The sequence below is a fragment of the Peteryoungia ipomoeae genome, assembly GCF_004912165.1.
Taxonomy (GTDB): domain Bacteria; phylum Pseudomonadota; class Alphaproteobacteria; order Rhizobiales; family Rhizobiaceae; genus Allorhizobium; species Allorhizobium ipomoeae.
Window position 1 is genome coordinate 367468 of sequence record NZ_STGV01000002.1, and the last position, 15349, is coordinate 382816.

Annotated in this window: 15 protein-coding genes and 1 riboswitch; of the genes, 9 read left to right on the forward strand and 6 right to left on the reverse strand. The window is 60.1% G+C overall.

Going from position 1 to position 15349, the window contains the following annotated elements:
* Positions 1-152: 152 nt before the first annotated feature.
* The 4 genes from dnaA to mutM form a co-directional block, all read right to left on the reverse strand.
* Complete coding sequence (gene dnaA / locus FAA97_RS08215) at positions 153-1703, reverse strand: chromosomal replication initiator protein DnaA (protein WP_136598047.1); 1551 nt, start codon at positions 1701-1703, stop codon at positions 153-155.
* A 785-nt stretch (positions 1704-2488) separates the two neighbouring features.
* Positions 2489-2755: a 30S ribosomal protein S20 gene (gene rpsT / locus FAA97_RS08220; RefSeq protein WP_136598048.1), complete on the reverse strand. Its 267-nt coding sequence runs from the start codon at positions 2753-2755 to the stop codon at positions 2489-2491.
* A 191-nt stretch (positions 2756-2946) separates the two neighbouring features.
* Positions 2947-3720 carry an enoyl-CoA hydratase gene (locus FAA97_RS08225; RefSeq protein WP_136598049.1) on the reverse strand — a complete coding sequence of 258 codons (774 nt, stop codon included), beginning with the start codon at positions 3718-3720 and terminating at the stop codon, positions 2947-2949.
* A gap of 23 nt (positions 3721-3743) precedes the next feature.
* Positions 3744-4631, reverse strand: a complete 888-nt coding sequence (gene mutM, locus FAA97_RS08230; RefSeq protein ID WP_136598050.1) for a bifunctional DNA-formamidopyrimidine glycosylase/DNA-(apurinic or apyrimidinic site) lyase — start codon at positions 4629-4631, stop codon at positions 3744-3746.
* Positions 4632-4767: 136 nt separating this feature from the next.
* On the opposite strand from mutM, the gene ubiE reads away from it, so the two are divergent.
* The 7 genes from ubiE to FAA97_RS08265 all read left to right on the forward strand — a co-directional run bounded on the left by ubiE (position 4768) and on the right by FAA97_RS08265 (position 11844).
* A complete protein-coding gene (gene ubiE, locus FAA97_RS08235) occupies positions 4768-5544 on the forward strand; it encodes a bifunctional demethylmenaquinone methyltransferase/2-methoxy-6-polyprenyl-1,4-benzoquinol methylase UbiE (RefSeq protein WP_136598051.1) in 777 nt (258 codons plus the stop codon).
* A gap of 5 nt (positions 5545-5549) precedes the next feature.
* Positions 5550-7124: a 2-polyprenylphenol 6-hydroxylase gene (gene ubiB / locus FAA97_RS08240; protein WP_136598052.1), complete on the forward strand. Its 1575-nt coding sequence runs from the start codon at positions 5550-5552 to the stop codon at positions 7122-7124.
* 81 nt (positions 7125-7205) lie between these two features.
* On the forward strand, positions 7206-8699 hold the full coding sequence (locus FAA97_RS08245; protein ID WP_136598053.1) for a sensor histidine kinase: 1494 nt from the start codon (positions 7206-7208) through the stop codon (positions 8697-8699).
* Entirely contained in the window at positions 8696-9133 is a 438-nt protein-coding gene (locus tag FAA97_RS08250) for a response regulator (RefSeq protein ID WP_136598054.1), read from the forward strand. Before FAA97_RS08245 ends, FAA97_RS08250 begins: the two co-directional genes overlap by 4 nt.
* Positions 9084-10187 (forward strand): histidine kinase dimerization/phosphoacceptor domain -containing protein, encoded by a 1104-nt coding sequence (locus FAA97_RS08255; protein ID WP_136598055.1) that lies wholly within the window; start codon positions 9084-9086, stop codon positions 10185-10187. Before FAA97_RS08250 ends, FAA97_RS08255 begins: the two co-directional genes overlap by 50 nt.
* A gap of 95 nt (positions 10188-10282) precedes the next feature.
* Positions 10283-11497, forward strand: a complete 1215-nt coding sequence (gene coaBC, locus FAA97_RS08260) for a bifunctional phosphopantothenoylcysteine decarboxylase/phosphopantothenate--cysteine ligase CoaBC (RefSeq protein ID WP_136598056.1) — start codon at positions 10283-10285, stop codon at positions 11495-11497.
* Complete coding sequence (locus tag FAA97_RS08265; RefSeq protein ID WP_136598057.1) at positions 11494-11844, forward strand: MmcQ/YjbR family DNA-binding protein; 351 nt, start codon at positions 11494-11496, stop codon at positions 11842-11844. Before coaBC ends, FAA97_RS08265 begins: the two co-directional genes overlap by 4 nt.
* An 18-nt stretch (positions 11845-11862) precedes the next feature.
* On the opposite strand, the gene FAA97_RS08270 is transcribed toward FAA97_RS08265, so the two are convergent.
* The gene (locus FAA97_RS08270) at positions 11863-12687 is read right to left on the reverse strand and encodes a class II glutamine amidotransferase (protein ID WP_136598058.1); all 825 of its coding nucleotides are present in this window, start codon (positions 12685-12687) and stop codon (positions 11863-11865) included.
* Between the two features lie 240 nt (positions 12688-12927).
* Here FAA97_RS08270 and FAA97_RS08275 point away from each other — a divergent pair, with 240 nt between their 5' ends.
* Positions 12928-13839 (forward strand): pirin family protein, encoded by a 912-nt coding sequence (locus FAA97_RS08275; protein WP_136598059.1) that lies wholly within the window; start codon positions 12928-12930, stop codon positions 13837-13839.
* A gap of 70 nt (positions 13840-13909) precedes the next feature.
* Complete coding sequence (locus tag FAA97_RS08280; protein ID WP_136598060.1) at positions 13910-14308, forward strand: GFA family protein; 399 nt, start codon at positions 13910-13912, stop codon at positions 14306-14308.
* Here FAA97_RS08280 and thiD read toward each other — a convergent pair.
* Positions 14305-15123, reverse strand: coding sequence for a bifunctional hydroxymethylpyrimidine kinase/phosphomethylpyrimidine kinase (gene thiD / locus FAA97_RS08285; protein WP_136598061.1), 819 nt, complete (start codon positions 15121-15123; stop codon positions 14305-14307). The two genes, FAA97_RS08280 and thiD, sit on opposite strands and share 4 nt — an antisense overlap.
* Before the next feature lie 57 nt (positions 15124-15180).
* Positions 15181-15277: riboswitch (TPP riboswitch) on the reverse strand.
* Between the last annotated feature and the right edge of the window lie 72 nt (positions 15278-15349).

A 15349-nucleotide genomic window follows, 5' to 3' on the forward strand; every position in this document is an offset into this window, starting at 1 on the left:
CATCCCATGCCTGTCGATGGCGGGATCGCACACCCTTTTCCGAGACAAGTCCGGAAATCATCGCCGTCGCTCGCGTCTGATACAGAGCGGATACAAAAAAGCCATCGCATCCTCTTCAGGGACCGCGATGGCTTTTTGGCGATGCTTGCAGCTTATTCGTTGATCAGGCGGCGCAGGAGTTCGATTTCCTGCGACAGCTTCTGGTCAGCGGAGATCAGTTCCTCGATCTTGCGAACAGCGTGCAGCACGGTGGTATGGTCACGACCACCGAAGCGGCGACCGATCTCCGGAAAGGAGCGCGGCGTGAGCGTCTTCGACAGATACATGGCGATCTGGCGCGGCTTGACGATGACGCGGGTGCGACGGTTCGACACCAGTTCCTGGCGCGACACATTGTAGTGGCGGGCGACGACGCGCTGGATGTCTTCGATGCGGACGCGCTTCTGGTCGCCGGCACCGACAAGGTGGGCGAGCAGTTCGTCAACGCGCTCGATCGACAGATTTGGCTCGAAAGAGCGGCGGAAGAGCAGCTGGTTGAAGGCGCCTTCCAGGTCACGACCGCTGCTGGTGATGTTGCTGGCGACGTGTTCCAGAATCTCGGCGGGGATATCGAGCGACGGATCTTCCGTCCGGGCCGCGGCAAGACGGCTCTTCATCATATCCAGGCGCATGTCGAAATCCGGGGCTTCCATCTCGATGGCCACGCCACCCTGCAGGCGCGAACGCACGCGTGGGTCGAGGGATTCCAGTTCCCAAGGCGCGCGGTCGGCGGCGACGACGACCTGCTTGGCGCTGTCGAGCAGCATGTTCAGGAGATGACAGAATTCGTGCTGGATCATCTTTCCCTGCAGGAACTGCATGTCGTCGATGATCAGGAGGTCGATATTGCGCAGGGAGTCCTTCAGCGTCAGGGCGTCGTTGTCGCGGATCGCGGTGGCAAAGCGCCACATAAAATATTCCGCAGTCAGATAGACAACGCGCGGCGCACGAGGGCTCTGGATTGCGGCATTGGCAATGGCCTGCAGCAGGTGCGTCTTGCCGAGGCCGACCGAGGAATGAATGAACAGCGGATTGAAGCGGACAGCCCCGGCGCCAGCTTCGGCAATCGTGCGGGCTGCCGCAAGCGCGACGCGGTTCGATGCGCCTTCAACGAAGGAGTCAAACGTGTAGCGGCTATCGAGCGGCGAACCGAACAACGGACCCGCGACGACCGGGCGGGCGGATGCTGTGGGCGTCGGAACATTCGAGAGTTGCGCAATCGATTGCGGCCCCGCGCGACGAGCCGCAGGTGTGGTCGCCGTCGGCTCGGCCGCGGATGCACGCTCCTCAATGGAGGGTGTGCGTGTGCTGCGGCTTGCGCTGCGCACCAGGATCTCGACCTTCAGGATGCTCGCATCTTCCGCCTGGAAAATGCTGGTGATCAGATCGAGGTAACGATTGTTGATCCACGACTTCAAAAATGCAGTCGGCACCGTCAGCCGAACCACGCTCTTCGACGCCGAATGCAACTTCAGCCGACCGAACCAGCTCTGATAGACGTCCTGGCCGACCTGTGCCTTCAGACGAAGGCTGAAGCGCTCGAAGAGCGCGTTGTGGTTCATATCGGCATCTTCCCCTGCTCCATTGGAGCACACGGCGCCATGCGCCGACCGTGCATTGTCCTCGTTAGCCAATGCACCGGCCATCATCGATTTCATATGCATTCTGCCGCCTTCCAATCATTCGAGGCGTCTGGTGTTCTTGGGTCACCAGACAGCCACTTCATCACGCACCGGTTCCTAACAGAACCGGCAGTCCCCTGACCGGGCGCGCCAGAAACGACGCCGCCATCGGTTTTGCCGGCCCCCGCCAGCTTCAATCGCACCCGTGGATCCTACCCTCGATACCAAGGATCCACGCGCTTCGGTCTTCCCGAAAAAATTACAGCCGTGACCACGCAGAAGCGCTACACTTCCGATGCAAGATCGACGGTTTTTGAAAAAACGAAGTCTGCCACTCCGCCTCAGCAAAGATCGAGGTTCTGCGGATGATCGCTCATCCCGACCGGCTCTTTAAGCCCGTCCCGCGGCCCTTGCTGAGGAGCATTTACGCAGGATCAAAAGGCAAGATCAACCGCGTTTTTTAAGGAAATCTGCCCGTGAGCCATTGACTCTCGGTACTTCGTTTTTGTGTCACATTCAGACCAAAAATAATCCCTGTCGAATCAATGAGTTTCTCAATTCAGGGCAATTCAGGGGGATCTCGTGGTAAAAAAATAAAAATTCGCTTGACTCGAATGCGACCGAGTCTTTTCCCGCAGAAATAGGCCTCTACGCGAAGCACCATCTATAAGATCCTGAAAAACAAGACCTTTTCTTGTCATCACTTTGACATGGGTTGAGCATTTTTGCGAATAAATGCAACCGACTGGCGTATCCAGATAGGCTGAACGCAAAAAGCCCAGCACGAAGCCGGGCTCTTCTCAAATTTGGCAGAAAAGTGTCTAAAATTAGACGGCGAGCGCCTTAACGCGGGCTGCCAGGCGCGAGATCTTGCGCGATGCGGTGTTGGCGTGAACCACACCCTTGGTGGCTGCGCGCTGGATCTCAGGCTGAGCTGCCTGGAGCGCGTTCTTAGCGACCGCTGCATCGCCGGAAGCAATAGCTTCCTCGACCTTACGGATGAAACCACGGACCCGCGAGCGGCGAGCCTTGTTGACTGCAGTGCGGCGAGCGATCTTGCGGGTCGCCTTCTTCGCCGAAGTTGTGTTGGCCATGGATGCCTCTCTTCGAATTCAAACCAAAGCCCACCATCGCCGCATCGGGTCTCTGCGACCTGCCATTTCAGCACTTGGGGAGCTGTTTCATGAGAAAACCCGTGGGGTGATCTCAACCGTGGGCGGGCATATAGCTGGAAAGCGCGATTGCGTCAACGCGGATTCTGCACGAAACATGCCCGCCAATCGCCTTATCTGTTGCGGAATGCCGGCTTTCGCTTCTCAACGAAGGCGGCCATCCCTTCCTTCTGGTCTTCGGTGGCAAACAGCGCGTGAAACTGTCGACGCTCGAAACGCAGACCTTCCGCCAGCGTCTGCTCGAAAGCACGGTTGACCGCCTCCTTCGCCATCATGACGGCCGGAAGCGAGAAGGAGCCAATCTTCGCCGCCGCTGCCACGGCCTCATCCAGCAGCCTCTCGGCCGGAACCACGCGCGCCACGAGGCCTGACCGCTCCGCCTCGGCCGCGTCCATCATCCGGCCGGTCAGGCAGAGATCCATCGCCTTCGCCTTGCCGACGGCGCGGGTCAGCCGCTGCGAACCGCCCATGCCCGGAATGACGCCGAGCGTAATTTCCGGCTGGCCGAATTTTGCCGTTTCCGAGGCGATGATGAAATCGCACATCATTGCTAGTTCACAGCCGCCGCCCAGCGCAAAGCCGGAAACCGCGGCGATCAATGGCTTGCGAAAACCTGCAATCTCATCCCAGCCGGAAATGAAGTCGCCGGTATAGACATCGACGAAGTCGAGCGATTGCATTTCCTTGATGTCGGCGCCGGCGGCAAAGGCCTTTTCCGAGCCTGTCAGAACAACTGCCGAGATCCCCGGATCTGCCTGCAGGGCGCGCAGCGCAGCGGTGAGATCGTGCAGGACCGTCGAGTTCAGCGCGTTCAGCGCCTGCGGACGGTTCAACGTGATGATGGCGACGCGGTCGCGATGCTCGATCAGCAGGGTTTCGTAGGACATGGCTCTCTCCCTTGGGCCGGCTTTCATTTTTGGCAGCGCCGACAATAGAATGTCGATCGGCCGGATTGAACTATCCTTTCGACGATACCGCCGCAACCTTCCGTCTGGCACGCCTCCCCTTCACGATCGTAAACCTTGAACGTGTGCTGGAAGTAGCCAAGCGTCCCGTCGGTCCGGATGTGATCGCGCAGAGACGAGCCGCCGGCTTCGATCGCATCGGCGATTACAGCACGCACCGCGTCCGTCAGGAGGTGCAATTCCTGCTTCGGTTTTCCGGTCTTGGTCACCAGCGTCGCCACTTTGCGTGTTGGAGAAAGATGCGAGCGCCAAAGCGCTTCGCAGACATAGATATTGCCAAGACCTGCGATGACCTTTTGATCGAGAAGAGCGGATTTCAGAGGTTGTGCCCGGCCGGCGAAGCGCGATGCAAGATAATCTGCAGAGAGGCGATTGCCGACCGGCTCGGGGCCGAGTTCCTGGAACGCCGGATAGGCATCGAGCTCTGTGCGCGCGACGATGTGCATGAAGCCGAAGCGACGCGGATCATTGTAGATGACCCTCGACACCGCGCCCTGGCGCTCCAGGTGGAACACGACATGGTCGTGCTTTTCATCCTTGCTTCTCTCGTGATGAAAGACGCCCGGCGTCGTGCTGTCCGCCGCCTCGACGCGGAAAGATCCGGACATGCCGAGATGCGCAATGACGGTGTCGCCATTGTCGAGATCGATCAGCAGATACTTGGCGCGGCGCGAGAGGGACACGATCCGGCGCCCGGCGGTGCGTAGTGCAAGGTCCACCGGAAGCGGAAATCGCAGATCCTGGCGACGCAACTCGAGCCGTGTGACGACGGCACCTTCCATCGCCGGGCTCAATCCGCGACGAACCGTCTCAACCTCTGGCAATTCCGGCATTTTGGCCCATCTTTCTGTTTGAACAGCCTGTTTAAAGGTCTATAGACCAGCCTCTGAACGTTCCTTGTGCTCAGATAGCGCGCCAAGAATGTTTTCGCTATGGTCCGCCAACCTGTCCGTTCCGTGGAGTGAAACAATGACTGCAAGCCGCATTTCCGCCGATGGCGGCATGGAAACCTCCTACGGCTTCCGTCAGGTCGACGAACAGGAAAAGCAGGGCCTGGTCAACGAGGTCTTTCACAAGGTGGCCAAGCGCTACGACATCATGAACGATGTGATGTCGGCCGGCTTGCACCGGGTCTGGAAAGACGCGATGGTCTCGTCGCTTAATCCGCGCAAGGACGAAAACTACAAGGTTCTCGACGTGGCAGGCGGCACCGGTGACATCGCCTTCCGCATCGTCGAGGCATCCGGACGCAAGGCCCATGCGACGGTTCTCGACATCAACGGCTCCATGCTCGGCGTTGGTGCCGAACGCGCCGAGAAGAAGGGCCTGACGCCCAACCTCACCTTCGTTGAAGCCAATGCCGAAAGCCTGCCTTTCGACGATAAGACCTTCGACGCCTATACGATCGCCTTTGGCATTCGCAACGTTCCGCATATCGATGTGGCGCTTAAGGAAGCATTTCGTGTGCTGAAGCCCGGCGGACGCCTGCTCGTGCTGGAATTTTCCGAGGTGGAAATGCCGCTTCTCGACAAAGTTTACGATGCCTGGTCGTTCAATGCCATCCCACGCTTCGGCAAGATGATCACCGGAGATGCAGAGCCCTATCAGTATCTGGTGGAATCGATCCGCAAATTTCCCAATCAGGCGGATTTCGCCAGGATGATCGAGCGCGCCGGCTTCTCCAGCGTTCGCTTCACCAACTTCACCGGCGGCATCGCGGCGCTGCATTCCGGCTGGAAGATCTAAGCTGAATGAGCACGATAGGCGCATATTTCCGCCTGGCGCAGGTGGGTTGGGTGCTGGTTCGCGAAGGCGTGATCGCAGCCCTTCCCTCCGAAGGCCTGCCGCCGCTTGTGGGAATGGCCAAGGCAGCGGTTTCGCCGCTGGCGCGCAACCGCGCCAAGTCGAGTGAGCGCTCCGACCGGCTGTCGCGGGCTGTTGCCCGGCTGGGTCCGTCCTATGTGAAGATCGGACAGTTTCTCGCGACGCGGCCTGACGTGGTCGGCGCCGAGTTTGCCGAGGATCTCGCCGGGCTTCAGGACCGAATGGATTTCTTCCCGACGGACGCCGCAAGGCAGACGATCGAGGACTCTCTCGGGCGTTCCGTCGACAACCTCTATGCGCAATTCGGGCAACCGATCGCTGCTGCTTCGATTGCCCAAGTCCACCCCGCCGAGATCGAAGGCCCGCAGGGGCGCCGCAAAGTTGCCGTCAAGGTCATCCGGCCCGGCGTGCGCAAGCGTTTCGCCGCCGATCTTGAGGCGATGTATCTCGTTTCGCATCTGCAAGAACGCTTCCTCGCCCATACGCGCCGTTTGCGACCGGTCGAGGTGACGCGCACGCTGGAGCAGACGACGAAGGTCGAAATGGACCTGCGCCTTGAGGCGGCGGCACTTTCGGAGATTGCCGAAAACACCAAAGACGATCCTGGTTTCCGCGTGCCTACGGTGGACTGGGAGCGGACCGGCCGTGATGTCGTGACCATGGAGTGGATCGACGGCATCAAGATGTCGGATGTCGAGGCTCTCAAGGCCGCCGGCCATGACCTGAACGCGCTGGCCGACACTCTCATCCAGTCCTTCCTCCGCCATACCTTGCGGGACGGGTTTTTCCATGCCGACATGCATCCGGGGAACCTCTTCGTCGATCCCGAGGGCATGATCGTTGCCGTCGACATGGGCATTGCCGGCCGATTGGGCAAAAAGGAACGGCGGTTCCTGGCCGAGATCCTCTACGGCTTCATCACGCGGGACTACCTGCGCGTTGCGGAGGTGCATTTCGAGGCTGGCTATGTTCCCTCGCACCATAATGTTGCGAGCTTCGCGCAGGCGATCCGTGCCATCGGCGAGCCGATCCACGGCCAGCCGGCCGAGACCATCTCCATGGGCAAGCTGCTCACGCTGCTGTTCGAGGTGACCGAAATCTTCGACATGGAAACGCGCCCGGAACTGGTAATGCTGCAAAAGACCATGGTCGTGGTGGAAGGTGTGTCGCGGATACTCAATCCGCGTTTTAACATGTGGAAGGCCGCAGAGCCCGTCGTTTCGCACTGGATCCGGGACAATCTTGGGCCGAAACGCATCGCGACAGATCTCAAAGACGGTGCGAAAGCCGCGCTTCGTTTGGCCGAAGCCCTGCCCGAAATCGCGGCGAAGACGGAAAAACTGCATGGCGAAATCATGCGGATGAGTGAAGACGGGCTGCGTTTCGATGCTCAGACGGCCGAGCGGATCGGCAAGGCGGAAGCACGGCATACCCGATCGGGCAGGCTCGCGCTTTGGATCATCGCCGCGACGCTCGTCATCATCGCATGGAATATCCTCTGAAAATTTTCTAAGTCTACCCCGGAACAATCCGAGGCTCGATGCGTTAAACGAGCGTCCTCGCGTCTTGTTCCCGGGAGTTTTATGTCCTCCATCAGCTCCGGTTTTGTCCGATCCACGCTCCTGTTCCTGTTGATCGGCACCGGCATCCTGGTTGGCATCATCATCGCCAGCTTCAATCTCGTCGCACAGACGCAGGAGACGTTCGAATACATTCTCGACGAACGCGCGATCCGTCGCACGGCAGCTGATCTCATGCAGACGTTGACGGATGCAGAGACTGGACAGCGCGGTTTCGTGGTGACCGAGGAGGAGCGCTTTCTCGCCCCTTATCAGAGGGCGGTTGGCGATGTTCGCCAGCAGCTGTCCCAACTCGAGCTGGCAGTTGCGAACCGACCGGCGATGGCCGAAAGATTCGGGGAGCTTCGTCGGACCGTCGAGCAGAAGGTGTCAGAAATGGCAAATTCGGTAAATGTGGTCCGCCTTGGACAACGCGAAGAGGCAACGCGGCTGATGCAGGCGGAAGTGGGGCGCGAGCTGATGGACAGCATCCGCGACACACTCGGCATGTTCATGCAGCGCTCCGACACCAACGTCGAGAATGGCACGGCATCCCAGATCGAGGCGACGAAACGGCTCCAATGGATCACGATCGGCGGCGGCATCGCGATCGTCGCCGTCATGGGTGGCGCGCTTCTCCTCGTTGCCCAGCATATCCGGGCATTGGCGGCGTCGCGACGCGAGGTCGAGTTCCTCAATGAGGGGCTGGAGGCGCGGGTGGCCGAACGCACCGAGGACCTGATGCGGGCGAACCAGGAGATCCAGCGTTTCGCCTATATCGTCACGCATGATCTGCGCGCGCCGCTTGTCAACATCATGGGCTTCACCGCAGAGCTCGACACGTCGCTGAAAGCCTTGCAGGCCTATGTGCTGAATGACGGCACGCCGCTCAGCGAACGCGATATCGAGGATGCCCGTCTCGCAGCCTCCGAGGACCTGCCGGAAGCCATCGGTTTCATTCGCTCGTCGACGAAAAAGATGGACGGCCTGATCAATGCGATCCTGAAGATTTCGCGTGACGGCAAACGCCAGCTCAAGCCGGAACCGATCGAACTGAAGCCGATGCTGGAAACGATCGGCAACAGCGTCCATCACCAGGTCAGCGAAGGCGACGGCAATCTGGACTTCAACGTCAGCGTTCCAAGGATCACCACCGACCGTCTGTCGCTTGAGCAAATCCTTGGTAACCTTTTCGATAACGCCATCAAATACAAGCAACCCGACCGACCATTGGCGATCTCCGTGCGAGCAGCACCCGAGGGTCGCCACATGGTGCGGATCGAAGTGGAAGACAACGGACGCGGCATCGCAGACCAGGACCACGAACGCATCTTCGAACTCTTTCGACGTTCCGGCCAGCAGGACCAGACGGGCGAAGGCATCGGCCTTGCCCATGTACGTTCGCTGGCCCGCAATCTCGGGGGTGAGATCACCGTCCGGTCCCGTTTGGGCGAAGGGTCAACCTTCGTCCTGCGCCTGCCTGCGGATCTGTCTCGATTAGTACGGAGTGGACAATGAAGGCCGTTGGCAAAGAAGTGACTATCGTGATGATCGAGGATGACGAAGGTCATGCCCGCCTTATCGAGAAGAATGTGCGCCGTGCCGGCGTGCACAATGAAATCATCCCCTTTACCGACGGAACCTCCGCGCTCGACTTCGTTCTCGGCAAGGACCGTTCCGGCGAGGTGTCGCAGGACAAATACCTCCTGGTGCTCCTCGACCTCAATCTGCCGGACATGTCCGGAACCGACATTCTCGAGCAGATCAAATCAAATCCACACACACGCCGACTGCCAGTCGTCATTCTCACAACCACGGATGATGAACGTGAAATCCAGCGTTGCTACGACCTTGGGGCCAATGTCTACATCACCAAACCTGTCGATTACGACAATTTCGCCAATGCCATCCGCCAGCTCGGACTCTTCTTCTCGGTCATGCAGATCCCCTGAAGAGACCGAAACCGGCAGCTTTCGCGTCCTCTATCTGGATGACGACGCTGCACTCGTGCGGCTGGTTCAAAAACATCTCGGCCGGTTGGGTCATGACGTCGTTCATGCCGAGTCCGCCGAAGACATGCTCAAGCATCTCGATGCCCACACATTCGATGTCGTGGTGCTTGACCATTATCTGCGCCAGACGACAGGTCACGAGGTCCTGGCGCAGATGCGTAGCGCTGGGCTGGAAGTTCCGGTCGTCTATGTCACGGGCTCCAACGAGGCGCGTATTGCCATTGAGGCAATCAAGTCTGGAGCAGCGGACTACGTGATCAAGACGGTGAGCGACGACTTCTTGTCGTTGCTCACCAGCGCCATCGAACAATCGATTTCCAACGCCCAGCTGCGCGCCGAAAAGGCCCGTGCGGAAGAGGAGATCAGACGCGGCAAGGAACGCGCGGAAGCGCTGCTCGCCGAGGTCAACCACCGCGTCGCCAACTCGCTGGCGCTCGTTGCCAGCTTGCTCAGGCTGCAGATCTCGAGCGCGCCCAGCGAAGAGGTAAAGGCGGAGCTTGCGGAAACGCAGGCGCGCATCAACGCGATCGCCGGCATGCACCGCAGTCTCTACACGTCGGACGACGTCAGACGCGTCGAGCTGGACCGCTACCTCAATCGCCTGACCGCCGAGCTCGACAATTCCCTGCACAGTCCCGAACGGCCCATTCGCCTTCTGCTGGACGCGGACGACATCTCGATCAGCGCCGACAAGGCGGTTTCGGTCGGGATGATCGTCACCGAGCTTGTCACGAACGGGTTCAAATATGCCTATCCGCCGGGGACGGCGGGCGACATTCGCGTTTCGCTGAAGCGCATCTCCGAGGACGAAGCCCTTCTCAGGGTCGAGGATGACGGGATCGGCATTGACCCCAACAGTGCGCCGAAGGGCACCGGGCTTGGCAGTCGCATCGTCAAATCCATGGCCGCGACGCTTGGGGCGGGCCTGCAGTATCTGGAAGACACAAAGGGTGCCGTGGCGGAAGTTCCGCTGAACCTCAAGACGGGTGATTGATCGGCAAGCGGGCTCGAATGCCTCAACCGGTCGTCGTGTGATTTGCCTCCAGCCGGTTTTGCGCTAGGGTCGCGGCGAACGAAAGGGGCCTATCCATGTCCTTGGCCGGAAAGCGTATTCTGCTGATCATCGCGGGCGGCATCGCCGCCTACAAGAGCCTCGACCTCATTCGCCGATTGCGGGAACAGGGGGCGGGCGTGCGCCCGATCATGACAAGTGCAGCGCAGGAATTCATCACGCCGCTTGCCGTGGGTGCCCTGACGGCGAGCCATGTCTACACCGATCTCTTCTCGCGGGAGGACGAGCAGGACGTGGGCCATATCCGGCTGGCGCGCGATTGCGATCTGGTGGTGGTGGCACCGGCAACCGCAGACCTGATGGCGAAGATAGCGAGCGGGCTTGCCAATGATCTTGCGTCAACGGTTCTTCTTGCCAGCGACAAACCAATCCTGCTGATACCGGCAATGAACCCCGTCATGTGGGCCAATGCCGCCACGCAGCGCAATGTGACGACGCTTCGAGAGGACGGCATTCATTTTCTCGGCCCCATGCAGGGCGAGATGGCCGAAAGCGGCGAGAAGGGTGTTGGCCGGATGGCCGAACCGCTGGAGATCCTGGCCCGTATCGACGCGCTGCTTTCTGCCGACAAGCCGCTTGCCGGACGTCGCGCCATCGTAACCTCTGGGCCAACGCATGAGCCGATCGACCCCGTCCGCTACATCGCCAACCGCTCTTCGGGCAAGCAGGGGCATGCGATCGCTGCGGCCCTTGCACGCCTCGGTGCGGATGTGACGCTTGTTTCCGGACCGGTGACGATCCCTGACCCCCAGGGTGTCCGAACCATTCATGTGGAGCGCGCAGACGAGATGCGCGACGCGGTGCTGGGGACACTGCCCGCCGACATCGCCGTCATGGTGGCGGCCGTTGCGGACTGGCGCGTGGCGGCCTCCGCCGAGCAGAAGATCAAGAAGCAGCCGGGCGAGCCGCCCGCTCCCCTGCAGCTGACCGAAAATCCTGACATTCTGAAAACTGTGGGGCATCATGAAAAACGTCCGCGCCTCGTGATCGGCTTTGCCGCTGAAACCGAGAACGTCGAACTGAACGGCAAGGCCAAGCTTGAGCGCAAGGGCGCTGACCTGATCCTGGCCAATGATGTCTCGCCGGAGACAGGCATCATGGGCGGAGACCGCAACAGCGTCAGGCTGATCGAAGCCGCGCACACCGAAAGCTGGCCGGACCTTTCCAAAGAGGAGGTTGCCGAACGCCTCGCCCTCTGGATCGCCGCACGTCTTTCCGGAGAACGGTCATGACCCTCTTCACGCGAGAAGGCTTTGCTGCCTTCGTATCCACCTATCCGGGGACCAGCCTCAGCGATCAATGGGACAGCGCAGTTGCCAAGGTCGGCGACAAGGTTTTCGCGCTTCTCTCGGACAGCAATAAGCACATTGCTTTCAAGGTAAGCGAGGAAACGTTCGAAATCCTGACCGCGCTTAAGGGTGTCGGACAGGCGCCCTATTTTGCCAAGCGCAAATGGGTGAGCGTCAGCGCAAATGCCGAGCTCGCCGAAGCGGAGTTGCGGGAATATCTCGAACGGTCTTACAAAACGGTCAGCGCCAGCCTGACACGCAAGCTGCGCCAAGAGCTCGGGATCGCCTGACGGGCCCTACTTCCCTCGTCAGCCGGCCATCGCCTCCAGCCTGGCTTCCGGCTGCAAGCTCCGTTCGCGCACAGGATTGAACTCGGCGGCATCCAGACCGTTTTCGCTCAGGATCACGGCGCTGCCTGCAGGGATCTCGACCCAGGTGTCCTTCTCGTCGTCAAGCGGTTCAGAGACCAGGCAGTAGCTGCCTTTGGGGCCCATGGGGGCGGCAAACAGGGTGGGCGCGTGTTCATCCGTCGAATAGCGGACGGCATACAAGGTTACCCCATCCGAGAAGGCCGCCGTCATGCGGATACGGGCGGCACCCGTCAGATGCAGGCTGAGTTGCTCAACAAAGCCAACCGCCTCCGCCATAGCGGCGATGGGTCGCTCGCGCAGCCCGAACTGGAGGGCAAGGAGGAAGAGCAGTTCGCTATCGGTGGTGCCGACGCGAGCGTTGAAATGGTCATCGTCCAGCATCGATTCCATCGGCCGGCGGATGCGATCGAAATGATCGATCTGGCCATTGTGCATGAAGGACCAGATGCCGTGCACGAAAGGGTGGCAATTGTCGCGCCGGGTAGAGCCGTGCGTGGCAGCACGGACATGGGCGAGAAACAATGGCGAACGGATCTGCCGGGCGAGGCTTTTCAGATTGCAGTCGGACCATGCGGGCAGAACATCCCGGAAGCGCCCGGGCTCCGGACGATCTCCATACCAGGCAAGTCCGAAACCGTCGGCGTTGGTCGCGGTCTTCGCCTTGGTGGCGCAGTGGGATTGTTCAATCAGCGAATGCGCCGGCGATGTGACCAGTTCTTCAAGGTAAAGCGGTTCCCCGCGATAGGCTGCCCAGCGACACATGTGAGATCTGAAACTCCAGCTCCGCATCCAGACGGCGGACCAATGACAGTCTTTGCGCGAATGACTAATGATTCCTTAACGTGACGAAAGTCATGACAGAAAAATGGCGGGTGCAGCAATGGCATCGGCGCTGCCAATGCCTTGCGGAGTGAACACTGCGTTGCGGATGACAAGGCTGCAGAAAGCGTCGGAGTTCTTTACATTCCGCTCAATTCGGAAAAGGCGACCCAGGAGGTTCAGATGTCCATCCGTCCCGTGAAGCATGAGAGCCAGGCCACGCCCACCATGGAGGGTGCAGGCGTCAAACTACACCGCGTCTTCGGTTTCGGCGATACATCGCTCACCGACCCCTTCCTGATGATGGACGATTTCCGCAACGACAATCCCGCCGATTATCAGCGCGGCTTCCCCTGGCATCCGCATCGGGGGATCGAGACCATTACCTATGTGCTGGCGGGCACTGTCGACCATGGTGACAGTCTTGGCAACCAGGGCACACTGGGTGCCGGTGACCTGCAGTGGATGACTGCCGGTCGCGGCATTCTGCATCAGGAAATGCCGAAAGGCGATTTTGCCGGGCGCATGCACGGCTTCCAGCTCTGGGCCAATCTGCCTTCGTCGCTGAAAATGACGGCACCGCGCTATCAGGACATCAAGTCGGCAGACATCCCCGTCGTGGTCGACGATGACGGTACGTCGGTGCGGGTGATTTCAGGCGACTTCTGGGGCAAGAGCGGGCCTGTTGACGGCATTGCGGCCGAACCGGTCTATCTCGACATTTCCATACCACCAGGCAAACGCAAGCGTATTCCGGTCGATACCTACCGCTCTGCGTTTGCCTATATCTTCGCGGGATCCGGTACGTTTCGCGATGCATCCAAACCCTTCGGCGTCAAAGTCGAGAAGGAATTCATGGGCGAGGAGATCAATATCCGAGACCTCTCCGGCAATCGTACGCTTGTGGTCTTCGATACCGGCGACGAGATTACCGTACAGGCTGGAGAGAAGGGCGTCCGCTTTCTGCTGGTGACCGGAAAGCCAATCAAGGAACCTGTCGCGTGGCATGGACCGATCGTCATGAACACACGCGAAGAACTGATGCAGGCAATGCGCGAGCTCAACAATGGAACCTTTATCAAGGCCGATCATTAATAGAGCACAGTCAAGTTCAACTTGCCCGGCGGCCCTCCACCGCCGGGCATTTTTTTGGGAGGCGCGACTGATGCTCATCTCAGGATCCTGCCAGTGCGGCGAAATACACTATGAAGCTGAGGTCGATCCGTCCGCTGTCGGCATTTGCCACTGCACCGATTGTCAGAAACTCACCGGCTCCGTCTACCGAGTCACTGTCAGGGCAACAGATGATCGCTTCCGGATTGTGTCGGGTGATCCCAAACGCTATCGCAAGATCGGCGACAGCGGTCGAGCTAGTGACCAGTTCTTTTGCGGCAGCTGCGGCTCGCCGCTGTACCGCGCCGATGCGGATGGAAAGGCGATCGGCATCAGGCTCGGCACCATCGACCAGCGACAGTCATTCACGCCCAACCACCAATCCTATCTCTCTTCCGCTCTCCCCTTCTCGTTCGACATTCGGCATATTCCGAAGGGAGCAGACGACTAGCCCTGCCATAGGCCGTGAAAATGATGCACCGGTCCGTGACCCTCGCCGACCGTCAAACGGTCCGACATCGCGACCGCGTCTGCCAACCAAGCTTTCGCCTTCTCCACGGCTTCCCTCGGGCTTCGACCTTTCGCCAGTTCGGCGGCAAGCGCGCTTGACAGGGAGCAGCCTGTGCCATGCGTGTTGGCTGTCTTGACGCGCAGTCCCTCGAACCACGTCACTTCATGGTCCGACACCAGGACATCCGGGCTTTGCGGGCCCGGCAGGTGGCCGCCTTTGACGAGTACGGCCAGTGGTCCATGCGCGACTAGCTCCACGGCTTGTGCTTCCATCTCGCCGCGATCCGTCGCTTCCGTCACGCCAAGGAGCGCTGCCGCCTCCGGCAGGTTGGGGGTAAGCACGGTTGCAAGCGGCAGAAGATCACGCCTGAGAACATCGACGGCTTCTGGATCGAGCAATGACGCGCCGCCTTTGGCGATCATGACCGGGTCCAGCACGATGGGCAGGCCTCGGTACGGCCTGAGGGCCTCCGCCACGGCCCTTGCGATCTCGGCATTGGCAATCATGCCGATCTTCACGGCGTCGACGCGAATATCGGCCGAGATCATCCGGATCTGCTCGGCAACAAAACCGGGATCGACCGCCTGTACCGCAGAGACGCCTTGCGTGTTCTGCGCTGTCAAGGCCGTGATGACCGCCATTCCGTAGCAGCCACGGGCGGAAAATGCTTTGAGGTCCGCCTGGATGCCGGCACCGCCGGAAGGGTCCGATCCGGCGATCGATAGGATGTTGCGGATGGCTGGGTGGTTCGACATGTCTTGCACTCCGGGACGCGGCGGAGAGCTCATGGGGAGCCGGCAGTGCCGTCGGCAATTCGGCATCCCGTGACTCCCTCCGCCAGCATGATCTGGTTCAGGTTCAAAGGGTGCTTCTCAGCCCGGCTTACGCCGGACGCCCCTGTCTCGGAGTCGATGCTAGACCAGCGCCCCGCGCTTGTCATCTACCATCAAACCATTGCGGTTCCCCAGCCACTGGTTTAGG

Excerpts from the sequence above, each read along its gene's own strand:
- dnaA (WP_136598047.1), bottom strand. The coding sequence starts at position 1,703 with ATGCATATGAAATCGATGATGGCCGGTGCATTGGCTAACGAGGACAAT.
- rpsT (WP_136598048.1), bottom strand. The coding sequence starts at position 2,755 with ATGGCCAACACAACTTCGGCGAAGAAGGCGACCCGCAAGATCGCTCGC.
- FAA97_RS08225 (WP_136598049.1), bottom strand. The coding sequence starts at position 3,720 with ATGTCCTACGAAACCCTGCTGATCGAGCATCGCGACCGCGTCGCCATC.
- mutM (WP_136598050.1), bottom strand. The coding sequence starts at position 4,631 with ATGCCGGAATTGCCAGAGGTTGAGACGGTTCGTCGCGGATTGAGCCCG.
- ubiE (WP_136598051.1), top strand. The coding sequence starts at position 4,768 with ATGACTGCAAGCCGCATTTCCGCCGATGGCGGCATGGAAACCTCCTAC.
- ubiB (WP_136598052.1), top strand. The coding sequence starts at position 5,550 with ATGAGCACGATAGGCGCATATTTCCGCCTGGCGCAGGTGGGTTGGGTG.
- FAA97_RS08245 (WP_136598053.1), top strand. The coding sequence starts at position 7,206 with ATGTCCTCCATCAGCTCCGGTTTTGTCCGATCCACGCTCCTGTTCCTG.
- FAA97_RS08250 (WP_136598054.1), top strand. The coding sequence starts at position 8,696 with ATGAAGGCCGTTGGCAAAGAAGTGACTATCGTGATGATCGAGGATGAC.
- FAA97_RS08255 (WP_136598055.1), top strand. The coding sequence starts at position 9,084 with ATGCCATCCGCCAGCTCGGACTCTTCTTCTCGGTCATGCAGATCCCCT.
- coaBC (WP_136598056.1), top strand. The coding sequence starts at position 10,283 with ATGTCCTTGGCCGGAAAGCGTATTCTGCTGATCATCGCGGGCGGCATC.
- FAA97_RS08265 (WP_136598057.1), top strand. The coding sequence starts at position 11,494 with ATGACCCTCTTCACGCGAGAAGGCTTTGCTGCCTTCGTATCCACCTAT.
- FAA97_RS08270 (WP_136598058.1), bottom strand. The coding sequence starts at position 12,687 with ATGTGTCGCTGGGCAGCCTATCGCGGGGAACCGCTTTACCTTGAAGAA.
- FAA97_RS08275 (WP_136598059.1), top strand. The coding sequence starts at position 12,928 with ATGTCCATCCGTCCCGTGAAGCATGAGAGCCAGGCCACGCCCACCATG.
- FAA97_RS08280 (WP_136598060.1), top strand. The coding sequence starts at position 13,910 with ATGCTCATCTCAGGATCCTGCCAGTGCGGCGAAATACACTATGAAGCT.
- thiD (WP_136598061.1), bottom strand. The coding sequence starts at position 15,123 with ATGTCGAACCACCCAGCCATCCGCAACATCCTATCGATCGCCGGATCG.